At 54.9% G+C, this 18,533-nt stretch carries 20 protein-coding genes; 14 read left to right on the top strand and 6 right to left on the bottom strand.

Annotation, left to right across the window (positions count from 1 at the left end):
• Positions 1-99 precede the first annotated feature (99 nt).
• Both DXA66_RS01485 and DXA66_RS01480 read left to right on the top strand, forming a co-directional pair.
• Positions 100-306: a hypothetical protein gene (locus tag DXA66_RS01485; protein WP_118526364.1), complete on the top strand. Its 207-nt coding sequence runs from the start codon at positions 100-102 to the stop codon at positions 304-306.
• 268 nt (positions 307-574) lie between these two features.
• Positions 575-886, top strand: coding sequence for a hypothetical protein (locus DXA66_RS01480; protein ID WP_044959580.1), 312 nt, complete (start codon positions 575-577; stop codon positions 884-886).
• 102 nt (positions 887-988) lie between these two features.
• On the opposite strand, the gene DXA66_RS01475 is transcribed toward DXA66_RS01480, so the two are convergent.
• Positions 989-1,237: a DUF6061 family protein gene (locus DXA66_RS01475; RefSeq protein WP_118526362.1), complete on the bottom strand. Its 249-nt coding sequence runs from the start codon at positions 1,235-1,237 to the stop codon at positions 989-991.
• A gap of 344 nt (positions 1,238-1,581) precedes the next feature.
• Between DXA66_RS01475 and DXA66_RS01470 the strand changes: the two genes are divergently transcribed.
• From DXA66_RS01470 to DXA66_RS01450, 6 genes are all read left to right on the top strand, one after another.
• Entirely contained in the window at positions 1,582-1,971 is a 390-nt protein-coding gene (locus DXA66_RS01470; RefSeq protein ID WP_118526360.1) for a hypothetical protein, read from the top strand.
• Positions 1,972-2,159: 188 nt separating this feature from the next.
• Positions 2,160-2,570, top strand: a complete 411-nt coding sequence (locus tag DXA66_RS01465) for a hypothetical protein (protein ID WP_015564578.1) — start codon at positions 2,160-2,162, stop codon at positions 2,568-2,570.
• Between the two features lie 439 nt (positions 2,571-3,009).
• Entirely contained in the window at positions 3,010-3,450 is a 441-nt protein-coding gene (locus DXA66_RS14030; protein WP_005929376.1) for a hypothetical protein, read from the top strand.
• Between the two features lie 324 nt (positions 3,451-3,774).
• Positions 3,775-4,080 carry a type II toxin-antitoxin system RelB/DinJ family antitoxin gene (locus DXA66_RS01460; RefSeq protein WP_118526528.1) on the top strand — a complete coding sequence of 102 codons (306 nt, stop codon included), beginning with the start codon at positions 3,775-3,777 and terminating at the stop codon, positions 4,078-4,080.
• Positions 4,077-4,397 (top strand): type II toxin-antitoxin system RelE/ParE family toxin, encoded by a 321-nt coding sequence (locus DXA66_RS01455; protein WP_117553375.1) that lies wholly within the window; start codon positions 4,077-4,079, stop codon positions 4,395-4,397. Before DXA66_RS01460 ends, DXA66_RS01455 begins: the two co-directional genes overlap by 4 nt.
• A gap of 13 nt (positions 4,398-4,410) precedes the next feature.
• The gene (locus DXA66_RS01450) at positions 4,411-5,988 is read left to right on the top strand and encodes a recombinase family protein (protein ID WP_118526358.1); all 1,578 of its coding nucleotides are present in this window, start codon (positions 4,411-4,413) and stop codon (positions 5,986-5,988) included.
• A 369-nt stretch (positions 5,989-6,357) separates the two neighbouring features.
• On the opposite strand, the gene DXA66_RS01445 is transcribed toward DXA66_RS01450, so the two are convergent.
• Positions 6,358-7,227 (bottom strand): patatin family protein, encoded by an 870-nt coding sequence (locus DXA66_RS01445; RefSeq protein WP_097776523.1) that lies wholly within the window; start codon positions 7,225-7,227, stop codon positions 6,358-6,360.
• 228 nt (positions 7,228-7,455) lie between these two features.
• Here DXA66_RS01445 and DXA66_RS01440 point away from each other — a divergent pair, with 228 nt between their 5' ends.
• Positions 7,456-8,049: a xanthine phosphoribosyltransferase gene (locus DXA66_RS01440; protein WP_097775238.1), complete on the top strand. Its 594-nt coding sequence runs from the start codon at positions 7,456-7,458 to the stop codon at positions 8,047-8,049.
• Positions 8,050-8,107: 58 nt separating this feature from the next.
• Here the strand turns inward: DXA66_RS01440 and DXA66_RS01435 are convergent, their stop codons facing one another.
• The gene (locus tag DXA66_RS01435) at positions 8,108-9,997 is read right to left on the bottom strand and encodes a penicillin-binding protein 2 (protein WP_118526356.1); all 1,890 of its coding nucleotides are present in this window, start codon (positions 9,995-9,997) and stop codon (positions 8,108-8,110) included.
• A 102-nt stretch (positions 9,998-10,099) separates the two neighbouring features.
• Between DXA66_RS01435 and DXA66_RS01430 the strand changes: the two genes are divergently transcribed.
• The 5 genes from DXA66_RS01430 to DXA66_RS01410 all read left to right on the top strand — a co-directional run bounded on the left by DXA66_RS01430 (position 10,100) and on the right by DXA66_RS01410 (position 17,048).
• Positions 10,100-11,239 carry an FtsW/RodA/SpoVE family cell cycle protein gene (locus tag DXA66_RS01430; RefSeq protein WP_118526354.1) on the top strand — a complete coding sequence of 380 codons (1,140 nt, stop codon included), beginning with the start codon at positions 10,100-10,102 and terminating at the stop codon, positions 11,237-11,239.
• A gap of 153 nt (positions 11,240-11,392) precedes the next feature.
• Positions 11,393-12,697: a UDP-N-acetylglucosamine 1-carboxyvinyltransferase gene (locus DXA66_RS01425; protein WP_118526352.1), complete on the top strand. Its 1,305-nt coding sequence runs from the start codon at positions 11,393-11,395 to the stop codon at positions 12,695-12,697.
• A gap of 108 nt (positions 12,698-12,805) precedes the next feature.
• Positions 12,806-13,978, top strand: coding sequence for a cell division protein FtsZ (gene ftsZ / locus DXA66_RS01420; protein ID WP_097776527.1), 1,173 nt, complete (start codon positions 12,806-12,808; stop codon positions 13,976-13,978).
• Between the two features lie 53 nt (positions 13,979-14,031).
• Positions 14,032-14,553 carry a hypothetical protein gene (locus DXA66_RS01415; protein ID WP_118526350.1) on the top strand — a complete coding sequence of 174 codons (522 nt, stop codon included), beginning with the start codon at positions 14,032-14,034 and terminating at the stop codon, positions 14,551-14,553.
• 146 nt (positions 14,554-14,699) lie between these two features.
• The gene (locus DXA66_RS01410) at positions 14,700-17,048 is read left to right on the top strand and encodes a diguanylate cyclase (protein ID WP_118526348.1); all 2,349 of its coding nucleotides are present in this window, start codon (positions 14,700-14,702) and stop codon (positions 17,046-17,048) included.
• Between the two features lie 65 nt (positions 17,049-17,113).
• On the opposite strand, the gene DXA66_RS01405 is transcribed toward DXA66_RS01410, so the two are convergent.
• The 3 genes from DXA66_RS01405 to DXA66_RS01395 form a co-directional block, all read right to left on the bottom strand.
• Positions 17,114-17,695: a hydrolase gene (locus tag DXA66_RS01405; RefSeq protein WP_097776530.1), complete on the bottom strand. Its 582-nt coding sequence runs from the start codon at positions 17,693-17,695 to the stop codon at positions 17,114-17,116.
• 2 nt (positions 17,696-17,697) lie between these two features.
• Positions 17,698-17,919 carry a YdbC family protein gene (locus tag DXA66_RS01400; RefSeq protein WP_044954026.1) on the bottom strand — a complete coding sequence of 74 codons (222 nt, stop codon included), beginning with the start codon at positions 17,917-17,919 and terminating at the stop codon, positions 17,698-17,700.
• 96 nt (positions 17,920-18,015) lie between these two features.
• Positions 18,016-18,444 (bottom strand): hypothetical protein, encoded by a 429-nt coding sequence (locus DXA66_RS01395; RefSeq protein WP_243089010.1) that lies wholly within the window; start codon positions 18,442-18,444, stop codon positions 18,016-18,018.
• Between the last annotated feature and the right edge of the window lie 89 nt (positions 18,445-18,533).

The raw sequence follows: 18,533 nt of genomic DNA, 5'->3' as shown, positions 1-18,533 counted from the left end.
ACTTTTTCCCAAAAAGCTGTCACAAACACAATGTGAACTACGTTGACTAAACAAAAGCTCCTATTGGGAGCAAAAAATGGAGGTGAACAGCGAATCAAAATGACACGAGAAGAAATTATTTCTATGCTGTCAACGGAGTTGGACGAGAAATGGGACAATGGAATCACTTGTTTGATGGTTGAGGATTCGGATGCTTATATTCCGGTGATTGTTCATCATCAAAAAGATGGACTTATTGTTGAAGTAGAAGAACAAGACAAGAAAATCTATCAAATTGGACGAAATGAGCTAAATAAAACATCTTAGTCATCACCAAAAAATCATTGAAATCAGTCACAATTTGACGCATAGAATATGAATTCAAACTTGATATGAGGTGATTCCAATGCAGAACTTAAAGCATATAAATATTATATAACAGATGTGAAGTCTGCCGCAAAAAACAACAATTACTACGAAGGCTATGTTCCGAAAGACTGGAAAACGCAGTCTCTTGCTGTGAACTTTCACAATGAAATGTTCACTTATAATGCATGGAATGTTGTAGGATGGGCGTAATGCCGAGGAAGTGCAAATGTCTTTAAGCAATCAAGAAAAATTTGTCAATAGTTTTTGGGTGATTATTCTTTTAGTTGCTGTTGGAATCTATTTTTGGGTGATTCCTAAAAATTCAATCGCAGAAGCGTATAGCAAGAAAAAACACTACAACTTGAAAAAGACATCAAGATTCTTGGCTGTTGGTTTTTGGATAATAGCGATTTCTTGTGTTCCAGTGCTGATTTCGCTGTGGTTTGATACTCCTTGGATCTGCATTATATGTGTGATTCTCTTGGTACTAGGGACATCTGTTCTACACGATTATGAGAGTGGAGGAAAATTGAAATAAATTTATAGCTTTTCATCTTGTGATGATGACAAACATCCCTCTATTTGCAACGACTGCAAAGTAGAGGGATGTTTTGTCTGCTTTGGATATTTTAATTAAAGGTTAGTCTTCTAATATGCCATGGTCACAGCCAAGTGAGAGATAATGCTCAATCTCACCACCCAGCACAAGCTGGGCATACTCCAGCGGCTTATTGTACAGCAGCCAGTCCAGTTCCGCCCGCCGTGTCGGGGTGTTGCCGTATTCATCCTCAATGGCGATGCAGTCGATGGCAAGGGTGGAACCGTCCGCGAACCGGGCTTCCACCCGGTTGGTGTCCATATTGTAGCGGCAGGAAAGCAATTTTGTCATAATAGTATCCTCCAAGACTTGATTTTTGGTGTGCGGCCACTCAAACCAATGCCGTCAAGTCGGTGGGGGATATGGATAACCTGTGGCTGGAACTGCCGTGGTGGTTTCTTTGAATAAAAAGAAAAAAAACGTGATTGTGCTACAAGCTTTCTGGAAATTTATGTGCAACCATACGATTTTGAAAAATTTTGTGGACAAACGAAATAAATCAGGCTTAAATTTCGTTATCTAAACAAAAAGCAAGGAGGGTAGGTTTGATGATTTGTAAAAATTGAGAGCATAAAAATAAAGTAGGAATTCGATATTGCCAGCGATGTGGGCAGTAGTGAAAGAAGGTATAGACAATGAAGAAAACTTTATATACATTTTTGGTTTGGAATTTTCTGTTGTTTGTAGCTGGTTTAAGTGATATTATTTTTTATAGAAATCTTACATCGGTAGAAGGTATGACAATAAGCTGGACCCAGCCAGCGCTTGTAAGTATTACTTCATTTTTAATATTGCTTTCAATATATTATGGGATGCACCAGCTCCTTTTCGGGAAAAATTTTTATTTGAAACTGGAAATCAAGCAGGAAGACATAGATAAATTGCGAAATTCAATTTATGATTTTCTGAAAAAAGGCGAAATTGACCCCGAAAAATTGCAGCAACACTTGAAGTGTTTGATAATTGCTGAAGTTGTTTTGTGGGGTGGATTCATCGTTTACTTATTTATATCAAAGGGCTACTAATTTTCAATTCTAATAATGGGGTAAAGTGGTACGAATGAAAAAGATACAGAACTTTTTCTCGACGATTTTGCAAAAGCTGTGGAAAAGTTCGATAACTATCGTTTAGCATTAAAAACTACGGAAGCTTTACGCTGAAAGCTGTAACTTTAAGCAGACCGGAAAGCTTATAATGAGGGTAGAACAGAAATATGACCAACGAAGATACCACTGATTTTGACGAGCACTTCGCTAAAATTTCGTCCTATATTGTGGACACATTGCACGGCGTTCCACTTGAGATGACCGAGGATGAAAAAGAACAATTTCGCATACAGGTTATTTCAAATCAGTATGCAGAACGGTTGCTAAGTGAAGCCGAAAAGACAGAAACGTATAGAGGTTTATCAAAAATTGATATTCTCCATACAGTTTCTATCCCTCAACTGGCTAGAACAATCCCACTTAAAGGTTTGAATCTCAGTTTAGAAAAATACAGAATGCCGGATGGTGTAATAATAGAGGTTGAGAGTTCGTCACATTATTTGGGGTCATTTAGTGAGAAAAATGATTCTTCCACAAATTGGATAGAAAAGATTATGGAGGGTGTCGGTATTCACTAGATGGATTCTCAAGAAGCATAAACAGCCCGCTATTTGCAGAGAATTCTGGAAGAAAATTGAAGAAAGCATCCTTCCGGCAACAGCACCCCGGACGTTTGTGAACTCTCACAACAGAGATCAAGAACCAATCCCTGCTTTGCGCTTACACCGTTTTGGTGACATTTTTTCTCCGTCTTGCTACAATATTGTGGATTTTTTTCTATTTGTGCTTTGCTATTATCAACATCTAAAATGAAAACCGTGATGGAGGTGATTCCAATGCAGATAATTTCCTTGAAAACAAATTGAATGCTTTGGCAAACGGTGGCCAGTTCTCCATTTCCTACGACATCACGATTCCGTAATAAAAGCATTAGATAATGGGTATAAAAGCCACGATTCTTTAGAGTCGAAAGAAAAGAATCGTGGCTTTGTACGTTTGAATTATGGAGCAAACCAAATGAATAAGAAATTGGAATTTTTTAGCAGTATGGCGGTTGCCTTTATAGTTTTGATATTGGTCTTTCTTTGCATTCGTTTTTCAGGTCAGGGAAAATTTGCTACACATGGAGGAACCAATCCGTCTGATGTAAAATGTATTTATACTTCAGTTTGGCCGGATAATGAATACACTAGGCTTATTTGTGAGCCGGAAAGTGGAACGATAGAATATATATTGGATGGTTCTAATGCTGGGTATTATGCAATCTTTTATAATAATATCTCTGAAGAAGAAATACAAAAATATATTGACCAATTGAAAACCTTAGGATACGCTGAAGAGGCATCGGCTTCAGAAAGCGTTTCGACAGGCGTTTTGCTAAGAAAAGATGAAACATGGATAAGCATTGCATACTCAGAGGGAGGATTTGGAATCCGGATTTCAGTAGAAAAATCCTGAATAAAAGAGATGCTGGGGAATTCCGGTTATCCCTATGATGCAGTGGAAAGAAAATGGATTGCTCAATATGCGAGCCTCCATGACTTGATTTTGATGTTCGGTCACTCAAACCAATGCCGTCAAGCCGGTGGTGGATATATAGTTTCTGATTGTGCTAAACTCCAGTGGGAACTTACTATCGCAAGAGGAGTAAGCGATTTTGATATCGAACATCGACAATTCGGCAATAAGTATATTGTACAATACAGAGAATTTTCAATTGAGGTTTCGTGCTTGATTGACTTGCAACGCAAAATGCGTTACAATGGCATTGAGGTGATAACCATGGAAAAAACGATGACACTCAATCTTCGTGTGAACCCTACTGTCAAGCAGCAAGCCGAGGATGTGTTGAAGCAGCTCGGTATCCCGATGGCAACCGCCATTGATATGTACCTGCGCCAGATCACGCTGACCGGCGGCATTCCGTTCTCGCTGTCCCTGCCGAAAGCACCGGCTGCACTCAATGCTGACACCATGACCGATGACCAGCTCCACGCCGCCTTGCAGGTAGGCATCAAGGAGATTCAGAACGGTGACACCGTGGATGCTGCAAGCGCATTCGCACAGTTCAGGGAACAATATAGATGAAGCAGTATGACGTGAAAATTTCCCATGCAGCCCTCAGCGATATGGAGCAGATCTACGGCTACATTGCTGACCGTCTGCTGGAACCTGACACGGCTATGGGGCAGTATAACCGCATTGCAGAAGCCATCCAGTCGCTGAACATCCTGCCGGAACGCTGTGCGCTGGTGGAAAGCGAGCCGGAGCGCACCCAAGGGCTGCGGCAGATGCTGGTGGATAACTACTCGGTGTTCTACATCGTGGGCGAGGATGCCGTGTCGGTGGCGCGTGTGCTGTACAGTGCATCCGACCTTGTCCGCCGCCTGCGGAGAATGAAGTGAAAGGGGTGTTCGCATGACCGCTGTGATTTACGCCCGTTATTCCAGCGACAACCAGCGCGAGGAATCCATCGAGGGACAGATCCGGGAATGCACGGCCTATGCAGAGAAGAACGGCATCACAGTCATCAAGCATTATATTGACCGCGCCCTTTCCGCAAAAACCGACAACCGCCCGGATTTCCAGCAGATGATCAAGGACAGCGAAAAGCGACTGTTTGACATCGTGCTGGTCTGGAAACTCGATCGCTTTGCCCGAAACCGTTATGATTCGGCACACTATGAGTATCTGCTGGACCGAAACCATGTTAAGCTGGTATCTGCCACGGAGCCTATCTCTGACAGCCCTGCGGGTATCATGGTCAAGAGTATGCTCACCGGCATGGCTGAATACTACTCGGCAGAGCTTTCTGAAAAAGTTGTGCGCGGCATGACTGAGAATGTGCTGAAAGGCAAGTACAACGGCGGCACGATTCCCATTGGCTTCAAGGTGGACGAGGAGAAGTTCTTTCAAGTCGATCCGCTGAAAGCTCCCTTTGTGGTAGAAGCCTTTCAGCGGTACAACGATGGCGCAACTATGAAGGAACTGATGAACTGGCTGAACGACAGCGGCGTGACCACCAACCGCAACCAGAAGTTCACCTACAACAGTGTTCAGAAGCTGTTGACGAACAAACGGTACATCGGAGAAAACCACTTCAAGGACATTGTGATGCCCGACAGCATCCCGGCCATCGTGGACAAGGACTTGTTTGAAGAAGTGCAGCAAAAAATCAAGAAGAACAGTCGCGCTCCTGCCCGTCACAAGGCTGAGGACGATTACTTGCTCACCACCAAGCTGTTCTGCGGAATGTGCGGTGCCATGATGTTCGGCGAGTGCGGTACGGGTAGAAACAAGGTCGTTCATCATTATTATAAGTGCGCCACCGCGAAGCGTTTCAAGACCTGCAAGAAAAAGACCGTCCGTAAAGAGTGGCTGGAAGATTTGGTCGTGGCTGAAACCATGAAGCTGATTCAGAACGATGCCGTGATTGATGCCATCGTTGCGGAAGTGATGGAGCTGCAGGATCAGGAAAACACCACGCTCCCTTTGCTGGAAAAGCAGATGCGCGAGGTGGAGAACGGCATTGAAAATATGCTGAACGCCATTCAAGCAGGTGTGCTGACCAACTCCACCAAATCGCGTTTGGAAAAGCTGGAAGCCCAGCAGAAAGAACTTGAAGTTCGGATCGCCGAAGAAAAAATCGCTCGGCCACGGTTAAGCGAAAATCAGGTTCGGTTCTGGCTGACCCGGTTCCGCAAGCTCGACCCGAACGTGAAAAGCCACCGTGAGACGCTTATCAATACATTCGTGAATGCTGTTTATCTCTATGATGAAAAAGTTTTGATTACATTCAACTACAAAGACGGCACAAAAACCATCACTTTCGATGAAATCGCCGCCAAAGATGCCTCAGAGGGCAATGGTTCGGATTTGGGTTGCTTCGCTCCACCAAAAAACCTCAACGTATGCAAGTACGCTGAGGTTTTTGTTTTGCTGCAAAGCCAGACTCACTGGGCAGGTGGATTCGAACAGCATCGGCCCGCCGAATAGTCCGGCGGGTAAAAAAGCCCCTGTGGGGCTTTTTTAGATGCGCGGCTCGCGACATCCACCCGCGCCCACCAAAAAACCTCAACGTATGCAAGTGCGTTGAGGTTTTTGTTTTGCGATAAGGCTAAACTCACTGGGCGGGTGGATTCGAACAGCTGCGGCGATGTCGCAGAAGACGGCGCAAAAACAGCCCCGATGGACCGTCAGGTTCACCGGGGCTGCTGCTATACCATGATTTTGTTGACGTTAACATTTTCGTGATGCCGCGAAAACATCACATGTAGACCTTCTGGCTGCGCACCTGCGCTTCGATCAAAAGAGCTGCTTCCCCGTGGGGGCTATGCACATGCAGGATATCTGTTTGTGCCGCCGTTACTCTTCCGCTGCAGCTTTGGATTCGTTCACAAAGGCGGCAATCTTATCCACCTGAATTTCGGCAACGGCACGGCCGGTCTCGTAGACGCGGCGCAGCTGGAGCGGATCGCGCTCCATGGAGCCGATCTCCAGCGGGATGGGCGGGCGGATGACGAACGCCTTGCCGGTCTGCTCCAGCATGGCAATGTGATCCAGCGTTTCGTTGTAGCGCTCGTGACGGTCGGCAACGGCTTCCACGAAAGCGGGGTAGCGCAGGTAGCGTGCCCGGATGGCGGGCAGCATCTTGTTCTTCTTTTTCACAAAGCCCTTGGGCTGGGTCAGCACAATGAGGTTGCGTTTGTAGCCGATGGACTCGAAGAACCGCACGGGGATGGAATCGGCAATGCCGCCGTCCAGCAGCTGATAATGGCCGATCTTTACGATCTTGGCCGCCAGCGGCATGGAAGCGGATGCCTGCATCCACTGGATATCCTCGGCATCGCCGGTGCGGCACTTGTGATAGATGGGGTCGCCGGTACGCACATCGGTGCACACCACAAAAAAGTCCATGGGGTTCTCTGCAAATGCCTTTGTGTCGAACACGTCCAGCTTTTCCGGCACGGTGTGGTAGCAGAACTGCTCACTGTACAGGTTGCCGGTGCGCAGCAGGTTGCCGAAGCTTGCGTAGCGCTTATCGTTGCAATACTGGGTGTTGTAGCGGATCACACGGCCGATCTGATGGGACTTGTAGTTGCAGCCGAACACCGCACCGGCCGAAACGCCAATGGCACCATCCAGCACGATGCCATGCTCCATCAGTACATCCAGAACACCGGCGGTAAACATGCCGCGCATGGCACCGCCTTCCAGCACAAGACCCGTTTTCATATATGCTCTCCCCTCCTGTGCGCCGGTGCACAGATGCCGGACACACCTTATATTAACTACAGTATACTCGAATCTGTAAAAAGTACAAGAGCGGAAAACCTATAAATTTATCAAGAAAACCTCTTGCCAAAGGAAAGAGCATCCGGTATACTAGGTGAAATAAAAAGAAAAATATGCGCTGCAAACGCATGGGCATGGAAAAAATCAGGTTGGAGGAACTGCTGCACTATGAAGATGCTGGAAGATCGTATTCGCAAAGATGGTATCGTACGCGAGGGCAATGTGCTCAAGGTGGATAGCTTTATCAACCACCAGATGGACATTCCGCTGTTCCGGGAGATGGCAAAGGAGTGGAAGCGCCTGTTTGCAGGCAAGCCCATCAACAAGGTGCTCACCATCGAGGCCAGCGGCATTGGCATTGCAGCCATCGTGGCCAGCGAGTTCAACGTGCCGGTGGTATTTGCCAAAAAGTCCATGAGCATCAATCTGGACTACAACAACTACGAGACCAAGATCCAGTCCTTCACCCACAAAAAGATCTACAATGTGATCGTCTCCAAAAAGTTCCTCACCCCGGAAGACCATGTGCTGATCATTGACGATTTCCTTGCCAACGGCTGTGCCCTGATGGGCCTGCTGGATCTGGCCAAGGAAGCCGGCGCCACCGTGGAGGGCATCGGCATTGCTGTGGAAAAGGGCTTCCAGCAGGGCGGCGAGCTGATTCGCAGCAAGGGCATCCAGCTGGAGAGCCTTGCCATTGTGGAGTCCATGAACAGCGAGACCGGCGAGATCGTCTTCCGCGAGCAGCCGCAGCAGAATTAAACAAAAAAACATTGCAGCCCCGGGAAAGTCGGAAGACCTTTCCGGGGCCTTTTTTTGCTTACGCCCCGTCAAAGCTGTCACCGTCGGCGGGCAGGTCGGCAGCGGTCTGGGCGGGATCGGTATCGGTTTCCGGTTCCACGGCGCGGGGCACGCCCTTGTACACCAGCGTCTGTTCCAGAACCTCGGCGCACACCGGGGCTGAAAGGCTGCCGCCGGCAGTCGTCCAACTGTGGGGTTCGTCCAAGCACACCAGACACAAAAACTGCGGGTCGTCGATGGGAGCCACGGCCACAAAGCTGGCAATACGGGCTTTTTCGTCGGCGCTGTCCAGCTTCTGGCTGGTGCCGCTCTTGCCGCCCACCCGGTAGCCTTGGATGCGGGCATTGCGCCCGCCGCCGTAGAGCACCACAGCTTCCATCATCTCACGCATGGTTTCAGAGGTTTCCGGTTTGATCACCTGCCGCCTGCATACCGGCTCTGTGTGCTGCAGAATGCTGCCGTCCGGGTTCAGGATATCGCTGACAAGATAAGGCTGCATCAGCCTGCCGCCGTTCACCACAGCGCACACGGCTGCGGCCATTTCCATATAGGAGATCTTGCTGCTCTGGCCGAAGGCGCAGGAGGCTAGCTCCACCGGCCCCATGCGGTCGGCGGTGTAGTACAGACTCTTTTTGGGCTCGGCGGGCAGATCGACCCCGGTTGGCTCCCGCAGGCCGAAAGCGGCAAAGTAATCGCAGAAGGCTTCCTTGCCCAGCCGCGCGCCGATCTGGATAAAGCTCTGGTTGCAGGAATTTTCCAGCGCCTGGGTCACGGTCTGGCTGCCGTGGCGCTTGTGGTTGGCGCAGTGAAACCGTGTGCCCGCCACCGAGATGGACTCGCCGCAGTAAAAGGTAGAGTTTTTGCTCACAGCCCCGGCATCCAGCGCGGCGGCGCAGGTGATGAGCTTGAACACGCTGCCCGGCTCGTACAGGTCGCTGACGGCCTTGTTGCGCCATTGGGTCTGCTGGGCCAGCTGCAGGGCGGCAGCGCGCTCGCTGCCGGTAAGGGCATCCACGGCCTTGCGGGCGGCTGCATCGTAGATCACGCGCGGCTGGTTCGGGTCGTAGGCGGGCGTGGTGGACATGGCCAGCACGGCCCCGGTGTTCACGTCCATCACGATGCCCACGGCGCGCGCCGCCACATGATGCTCCTTGACCGCATAATCCAGCGCGTTTTCAAGGTAATGCTGGATGTTGGCATCGACAGTCAGCCGCAGGCCGCTGCCTTCCAAGGGCACTTTTTCGGTCTCGTAGCTCTGCTCCAGTGTGTAGCCCCAAGCGTTGACGGCGGTGAGCACCACACCATTCTGCCCGGTGAGCACATCGTTATATTTCAGCTCCAGCCCGCTCACACCGGCGTTGTCTACATTGGTAAAGCCCAGCACGCTGGCCAGAAATTCCCCCTCCGGGTACCAGCGCTTGGAGTCCTGATTGATGCGGATGCCGGTGATGCCGTTCTCTTCACAAAAATCCCGCACGCGGTCGGCGGTGTCGCGCTCCACGCGGTAGCGCAAAAGGCAGTCGTTGGAGGTGCGGTCACTGAATTTTTCCAGCAGCTTCGCTTCGTCCAGCTCCAATATTTCCGCAAGGCCCTGCGCGGCAAGGCTGAGCTTTTCCTCCGGCATCTCGCGCGGGGAGGCCCGCAATGTCCAGCAGCTGCTGTTGGCGGCAAGCAGTACACCGTCGGCGCTGTAGATACGGCCCCGGTCGGCAGGCACCACAGTATCGCGCAATTGCTGGCCGAGGGCACGGTTCGTATACCAGTCGCCTGAAAACAGCTGCAGATACGCCAGCCGCGCGGCAAGCCCCGCAAAGCAGACGCAGCACATCAACGCGGCCACCAGCCGTGCCCGGGCATGGAATGCCCGTTCCGGCAGGGTGCGCAAGAGGCGCGGCTCTGGTTTTGGCATGGCAGGCACCTCCTTCTCTGGGCAAGTGTATGCGCCGGTGTGCCGGGGATATGACTAACCGGCACCGCCGCCGCGTACAATAAAGGAACGGAGGTGATACGGATGCACAAAGCTGCTGCCCATGCAAAGCGCGGCCTGCCGCTGCGGCATCTGCCGGCCATGGACCTGCCGTTTCTGGTGCTGGTGCTCACGCTGGTGGGCTTTGGCCTTGTAATGCTGGGCAGTGCCAGCAGTGCAGTGGCGCTGTACCGGCGGGGCGATGCTTTTGCCTACCTGCGGCCGCAGCTGCTGTATGCTGCGCTGGGCATCGGGGCCATGTGGGTGGCAAGCCGGGTGGACTACCATGTTTACCACAAGCTGGCATGGCCGCTGCTGGCGCTTTCAATGGTACTGCTGACGGCGGTGCTGTTCATGCCGGAGTACAACGGCTGCAAGCGCTGGCTGGTGCTGCCGGGCCTGGGCACACTGCAGCCCAGCGAGATCGCCAAATTTGCGGTGGTGCTGGTGTTTGCGCATATCATTGCGCTCAACCACGACCGCATGGGCAGCTTTGCGGTGGGGGTGCTGCCCTTTGCACTGGTGCTGGGAGCGGTGGCCGTGCTCATGCTGCTGGAACCGCACCTCTCCGGCACCGTGCTCATTTTGGGCATCGGCGCGGTGCTCATGTTCGTGGGCGGCACCGGCCTCAAGTGGTTCGTGCTGGCCGGGGCGGGCGGTGCAGCGGCCATTGGAGCTGCCATCATCATTATGCCGGACCTTGTGCCCTACGCGGCCAGCCGTCTCAGCTCATGGCTGGATCCCTTTGCCGACCCGCTGGGCGACGGCCACCAGACCATCCAGAGCCTGTATGCCATCGGCTCCGGGGGCGCGGCGGGCCTTGGCCTTGGCAGCAGCCGCCAGAAGCACCTGTTCGTGCCCGAACCGCAGAACGACTTCATCTTTTCCATCCTGTGCGAGGAGCTTGGCTTTGTGGGAGCCTGCGCGGTGATCCTGCTGTTTGCGCTGCTGCTGTGGCGGGGCATCACGCTGGCGGCGCATGCACCGGATCGGTTCGGTGCGCTGCTGGTAGTGGGCTTTGTGGTGCAGGTGGCCCTGCAGGCAGTGCTGAATATGGCGGTAGTCACCAACACCATCCCCAATACCGGCATCAGCCTGCCGTTTTTTTCCTCCGGCGGCACCAGTCTGATGATGCTGCTGGGCGAAATGGGCATCGTGCTGTCGGTGTCCCGCGGGGAAACATAAAACCGGGCGTTCCTTGCCATAAAACGACAGCATCCGCTGCCGGTGCATCCACAAATGACCGGACAAACAAATGGCACAACTGCAGACAAAATAAACAAAAAGCCTTCGCGCCGCATAGCATGAGGTATCTTTTGCGGAACGGGGGCTTTTTGCATGGGCGGAGATCTTATCATCACGGGCGGCATGCCGCTGAACGGCACAGTGCACATCCCGGCAGCCAAAAACAGCGTGCTGCCGCTGCTGGCAGCGGCCCTTTTGTGCAATGGCACGGTGCGTTTTCTGCAGGTGCCGCATCTTGCGGATGTGGACACCAGCGTGGAGCTTTTGCAGGGTGCGGGCTGCACGGCCCGCTGGCAGGGCAGCGACATCACGGTGCAGGGCGTGCCTTCCACCTGCCGCCTTGCGCCGGAAGCCGCCGCGCGGATGCGGGCATCCATTTTGTTCTGCGCACCGCTTCTGGCGCGGCTTGGCCGGGTGGAAACGGTGCTGCCCGGCGGGTGCCGCATTGGTGCAAGGCCGGTGGACCTGCACCTTTCCGGCCTTGCGCAGATGGGCGTGCACTGCCGGGAGGAGGGGGCAAGGCTGATCCTGACAGCGCCTGCCGGGCTGCACGGTGCGGACATCACACTTGGGTTTCCCAGCGTGGGTGCTACCGAGACACTGCTCCTGGCAGCAGCTGCGGCGCAGGGCGAGACGGTCCTGCGCGGGGCCGCGCGGGAACCGGAGATCAGCGATCTGGCAGCATTCCTGAACCGGTGCGGCGGCTGTGTGCAGGGCGCGGGCACCGGCACCATCCGGGTGCAGGGCAGACGAATGCTGTATAGCTGCAGCTTTGCGCCCATGGCCGACCGCATCGTGGCATCCACCCTTGCCTGTGCCTGCGCGGCGGCAGGAGGCCGGGTGGAACTGACCGGCTGCAGGCCGGAGACCTATGCACCGCTGCTGGAAATTCTGGCACAAATGGGCTGCAGGGTAGAAACAGGGCCGGAAAGTGCGGTCATTACCCGGCTGGGCGCGCTGCACGGCGCGGGCAGAGTGTTCACCGGGGTATACCCGGCACTGGCAACGGACGCAGCGCCGCTGCTTGCCGCTGCCATGCTTGCCGCCGACAGCGCCAGCAGCATCGAGGACGTGGTGTTTGAGCGGAGATTTGGCTGTGCAGAGGGTTTTGCGGCTTTTGGGGCCGCTGTGCAGGTGCAGGGACGCACACTGGACATCCGACCGGTGCGGCAGCTGCAGGGCGCGTGTGCACGGGCTGCGGACCTGCGCGGAGGCGCGGCACTGGTGGTGGCCGCGCTGGCGGCAAGGGGACGGAGCCGCATTACCGAAACCGGTTATATCGACCGCGGATATGCCGGTTTTGCACAGATGCTGGCGGAACTTGGTGCCCAAATTGAGCGGGAAATGCCGCGGGAAAGCGCCAGCGAGAAAAAAACACCTTCAAAAAAGCAAAATTGACTTGCATTCAGGGCAAAAAGATGATACGATACAGTTATATAAGTGTAAGCAGATAATTTCTGTGCGCTATGCGCAGTTTTACGATAAAATCCGATGGAGGACAAAGTTATGGCACTCATGCTCGATGAAGAAATGGACGAAAATGTTACGACGATCAAGGTGATCGGCGTGGGCGGCGGCGGCGGCAACGCTGTCAACCGCATGGTCAGCGACGGCCTGCAGGGCGTCGAATTTATCGCAATGAACACCGATCAGCAGGCTCTGGCCAAGAACCACGCTGCCACCAAGGTGCAGCTGGGTTCCAAGCTGACCAAGGGCCGCGGTGCCGGTGCAGACCCCGAGATCGGCCAGCGCGCCGCTGAAGAGAGCAAGGACGAGATCGCAAATGCGCTCAAGGGTTCCCAGATGGTGTTTATCACTGCCGGCATGGGCGGCGGCACCGGCACCGGTGCAGCACCCGTTGTGGCCGAGGTCGCCCATGATCTGGGCATTCTGACCGTTGGCATCGTCACCAAGCCCTTCTCCTTTGAGGGCAAGCGCAAGATGGGCCTGGCAGAGCAGGGCATTGCAAACCTGCTCATGCATGTGGACAGTCTGATCGTCATTCCCAATGAGCGCCTGAAGATGATCAGTCAGGAAAAGATCACCCTGATGAATGCCTTCCAGGCAGCCGATAACGTGCTGCGTCAGGGCGTTGAGTCCATTTCCGCTCTGATCAATGTGCCCGCCTTCATCAACCTGGACTTTGCCGACGTGCGCTCCATCATGAAGGATGCCGGCTACGCACACATGGGCGTGGGCAGTGCCAAGGGCGCAGGCAAGGCCGAGAACGCCGCAAAGGCTGCTATTTCTTCTCCGCTGCTGGAGACCAGCATTGCCGGTGCACACGGCGTGATCATCAACATCACTTCCAGCCCGGACATCGGTCTGGAGGATGTGGAGACTGCAGCAGGTCTCATTACCCAGAGCGCACATCCCGATGCAAACATCATCTGGGGTACTGCATTCGACGAGAACCTCTCGGACGAGATGCGTGTGACCGTGGTTGCTACCGGTTTTGACAACAAGAGCGCAAGCGACCTGCGCAGCAGCATCAGCAATGCAATGGGCGGCGCACAGTCCACTCCGTCTGCTGTGTTCAGCAGCGAGACTGCAAGTCCGGCAGCTTCTGCCGCAGGCGGCGCTGCACCGGCACCCACTGCTGCAAAGCCCGTGGAAGAGGACAACAGCGATAATGGCTATTACGACCAGCTGATGGCCATGCTGAACAAGCGCAGATAAAAAGCTGGCCGTCATAAGCAGATCGGGCGTATCGGATGGATCGGAGGGACACCATGGCGCAGGGCAGGCAGCAGAACAATGGTTCGCGGCAGCGCTGTGCCCAGTCTGCCGCGGCAAAGGCTCCGGCAGAGCCGCCCAAGGCGGTGTGTGCCCAGCTGGAGCAGATGAACCGAAAGCTGGCAGCGGCCAGTGCGGAAATTTTGCGCTATCAGACCCGTCTGTTTGCCTGTGAACGGCAGATGGCCGCGCTGCGGCAGGAAAATGCCCAGCTGGAAGCGGCCTGCGAGCAGGCGCGGCAGGAGGCTGAGTGCGCGGGCGCTCATGCAGAGCAGCTGCGTCAGGAGCTGGCCCGCCATGCCGAAGCTGTGCGGCCTGTGCCGGTTGCGGCACATACGTCCCCGCAGCCGGAACCATCGGCAGCGCAGAGTCCGCGGCCGGAGCCGGAGGCCGAACAGCCTCCACAGCCCGGGCCGGAGACTCCGCAGTCTGCTCAGCCGGACTGGAAGCCCCAGACCAGATTGGAGCACCTCTCGGTGGAGCTGATGAACTGGTTCGACGATATGATGGGCGCATGACAGAAAGCTGGATGATCTGCAAAAAGCAGATATGAGTGAAATGAAAAGCTGCTGCAAAGCGCAAAGCTGTTGCAGCAGCTTTTTTGTGGTCCGGTAGGAAACGGAAGACCCTGCGGCCGGAAGTACAGGAGCGAGGAGCGGTTAAGATGGAACCAAAACAGAAAATACTGATCGTGGATGACTCGGAGATCAACCGCGCCATGCTCAAGGAGATTTTGGGTGAGGGCTACGAATATCTGGAAGCCGAGAACGGCCTGCGCGCGATCGAAATTCTGCGCAGACGCACCGATATCGCGCTGGTGCTGCTGGACCTGATCATGCCGGAAATGGACGGCTTTGATGTGCTGCGGGTGATGCAGTGCTATGCATGGCAGGAGGAAATCCCGGTCATTGTGATCAGCGCGGCAGAGGACACCCGAAGCGTCGAGCGCGCCTATGATATGGGCGTGGCCGATTACATCCGCCGCCCGTTCGAGCGGGTCATGGTGCTGCGCCGGGTGAAGAATGCGCTCATGCTTTACGCAAAGCAGAAGCGCCTTACCCGCCTTGTGACCGATCAGGTGTACGAAAAAGAGCACAACAGTGTGCTGATGATTAACATTCTGAGCCATGTGGTGGAGTTCCGCAACAGCGAGAGCGGCCAGCATGTGCTGCACATCCGCACCCTGACCGACCTGCTCCTGCATCAGCTGGTGCAGAAGACTGACCGTTACCAGCTGGATGAGAGTGATATCTCGCTGATCAGCACAGCGTCGGCGCTGCACGATATCGGCAAAATCATGATCCCGGAAGAGATCCTGAACAAGCCCGGCCGCCTGACCGAGGAAGAGTACGCCACCATCAAGACCCACACCACCGAGGGTTCCAGGATCCTGAAGGGGCTTGCCATCGGGCAGGACGAACCGCTGGTAAAGGTGGCACACGCTATCTGCCGCTGGCATCACGAGCGGTGGGACGGCGGCGGCTACCCGGACAGGCTCAAGGGCGACGAGATCCCCATTGCAGCACAGGTGGTGGCACTGGCCGATGTGTACGACGCACTGACCAGCGAGCGCTGCTATAAGCAGGCCTACAGCCACGAAAAGGCCGTTGACATGATCCTGCACGGCGAGTGCGGCAGCTTCAATCCGCTGATGATGGAGTGCCTGAAAGAATCCTCGGAGCTGCTGCGCACAGAGCTGCAGCGCTCGGAGTATGACCGCGGTTTCCGCCACGAGACCCGCCGCCTTTCGGAGGAGATCCTGCACCGCGAAGCTCTGCCCCGTGAGGATCGTGCCCAGCGTCTGCTGGATCTGGAACGGGAGCGCACCGCTTTTTATGCCGAGCAGCGCGGCGGTATCCAGTTCGATTACGATATCCTCAGCGGCAGCGTGACCGTGGTGAACCGCTACGAGGACCCGGTCAACCGAACCCAGAAGCTGGACTTTGATAAGGGCATGGGCCTGACATTCCTCTCCGGCAAGGACCGCCGCAAGCTGCTGGATGCCATTGCAGCCGCAACGCCGGAAGAGCCGGATGCCGCATTCCCGGTGCTGATCGCGGTGGATCAGGAATACCGGCTGCACCGGCTGGTGATGCACACCATGTGGAGCCGCGCCGGTGTGCGCCACTGCGTAAGCGTGGTGGGCCAGATCACAGATGACCATGCCCGCCTGCAGGAGCTGATGCTGGGCAATGTGAACAGCGACCAGCCGGAAGCACTGCTGGAATGCCTGAAGGGCTTTTTTGACATTGTGCGTCTGGTGGACCCGGAAAACACCAAGGTGCTGAGCTTGGGCAAGGATGGCCGGCTGACCGAGATGCCCGGCACCTGCCACATGGTGTGGAACAAATCGGGCCGGTGCGAAAACTGCATTTCCAGTAAGGCCCTTGCCCGCAAGGAATCTCTGAACAAGATCGAGTTCAAGGACGAGCAGGCTTATTTTGTCATGGCAAAGTATGTGGAAGTGGGCGGACGCGGCTGCGTGCTGGAAATGGTGTCCAAGCTTTCGGACGGACGCTGGCTGGATATGGGTGGCCGCCGGATGCTGCTGGACCGTGGCTCCAACTTTGACCGCAGCGCCTTTGTGGATTCACTGACCGGGGCATACTCCCGCCAGTACTTCGAGTGCTTCCTTGCGGAGAGCGAACAGGTGGAAGGCGTAGTGATGATCGACGTGGATCACTTCAAGGAGGTCAACGACCGGTTCGGCCATCTGGTGGGCGATAAGGCCCTGCAGAGCGTGGCACAGTCCATCCTGAGCAACCTGCGCCAGACCGATGTGCTGGTGCGCTATGGCGGCGATGAATTCCTGCTGCTGGTGCCGCACATCCGGCCCGGGGAACATGTGATACAGCGCGTGCGGGAGGCTGCGGCCAGTGCCAGAGTGGAAGGCTACCCGGAGCTGGAGCTTTCGGCCAGTGTTGGCGGTGTGTGCGGTGTGCATCCGCTCACCGAGGCCATCCGTCAGGCAGATGAAAAAATGTACCAGAACAAGGCCGAGCGCAAAAATTAAACAAAACAAAGCCCGAACAGGCTGCAGTATCACACTGCTGTGCCTGTCCGGGTATTTTTGTTTTTTCAGCGCACAGCGCTGGTGCGGTGCTCCATCAGATAGGTGGCTTCCAGATCAGCGATGTGCAGCTTGACGGCAAGGGGATACTTGTCGTAGGCTTCCGAGATGGCAAAGCAGCCGCCCCGGGCCGCATCGTCAAAGCCGCCCATGTGCCAGCGGATGGCAACGGCTTCCTCGATGTGCAGCTTCATGAACCGCTCAATGAGGAACACGCTCTTTTCGCCGTGGCCGTAGGGGAACAGATCCTCCACGCTGTAGCTGGGCACCTTTTCCCACTGGCCGGTGGCTTCGTTTTTCACGTTGCGGGTGCCGGGCTTGTAGTAGTTGGCCTTGCACAGATCGTGCAGCAGTGCACAGATGGCAAAGGTCTCCTCGCTGTCGCCCTCGGCAAAAAAGGTGTCGTGCAGCGCATGGTAGACGTTCAGGCTGTGCATACACAGCCCGCCCTCACACGCACCGTGGAACCGGGTGGAGGCCGGTGCCGTGAAGAAATCGGTCTTATGGTCCAGCCAGTCCAGCAGCTTTTCGCTGCCGGGGCGGGTGATGTGCTGCTGCCAGATCTGCAAAAACTCTTCGCGGCCGCCCATGCTTACAGCTCCAGATCGTCCAGAAGGCCCTTGAGGATGGCCATTTCATCGTGGCTCAGGGAAATGCCCTTGCCCATGCGGGTGCCGTCCGGGGACCAGTCGCGGATGTCGTACTTGGGTTCGCCGTCGTTCCAGCTGATGAGGTTCAGCTGACGCTCCCAGCCGCGGGGGCGCTCCGAGAGCACTGCAATGCGCTGAACAACTTCATATTTGATCTCTGCCATGATGCAAAACCTGCCTTTATCTTTGTTTGCTACCATAATAAGGGAAGCGGACGCAGATTTCAACAGGTAGAGCAAAAATAATTTGAAAAATTTTTGTTAGCCGTAAGGTGCATCCTCACGCCAGTCCACAAGGCTCAGCACCTGAGAAGTATCCTCGTCCGGGGCCGGATGGCAGGAATGGGTGTGCTGGTCTGTGCTGAACAGTCCGGGTGCATAGTGGGCCATCACGCTGGTCTGCACATCCCCAGCCAAAAATTCCCGGGCGTTCTTCTGGTAACAGGCGGCCGGGGTGCCGTTGGTCATGGGCACACCCTGCGGGGCGCTGTTTGTGTCCGGGTGCGGGGTCTGGCCCGGCGTTTCAATGTGCGGCGGCACCTGTGTGCCGGGGGCAGCGGGGTCGCCTGGCAGCAGGATATCCGGCTCCCTGCCTAGCGGCGGGCTGCAGCGGGTGCAGCTGTTTTCCGGTGCGGCGGCAATGCCGGGCTGGTGTTCCAGCTCGTGGCGGATAAAGGGCGTCAAGCTCATTGGAAAATCACCTCCGCCCATAGGATGCCCCGAAAAGACGCAACTTATAAAGGGGCCTTGGCACCGGACACTCTGTCCCGCCTGCGCTT

This window comes from Faecalibacterium sp. OF03-6AC, assembly GCF_003478175.1.
Classification (GTDB): domain Bacteria; phylum Bacillota; class Clostridia; order Oscillospirales; family Ruminococcaceae; genus Faecalibacterium; species Faecalibacterium taiwanense.
This window is presented reverse-complemented; position numbering and strand designations above follow the sequence as displayed.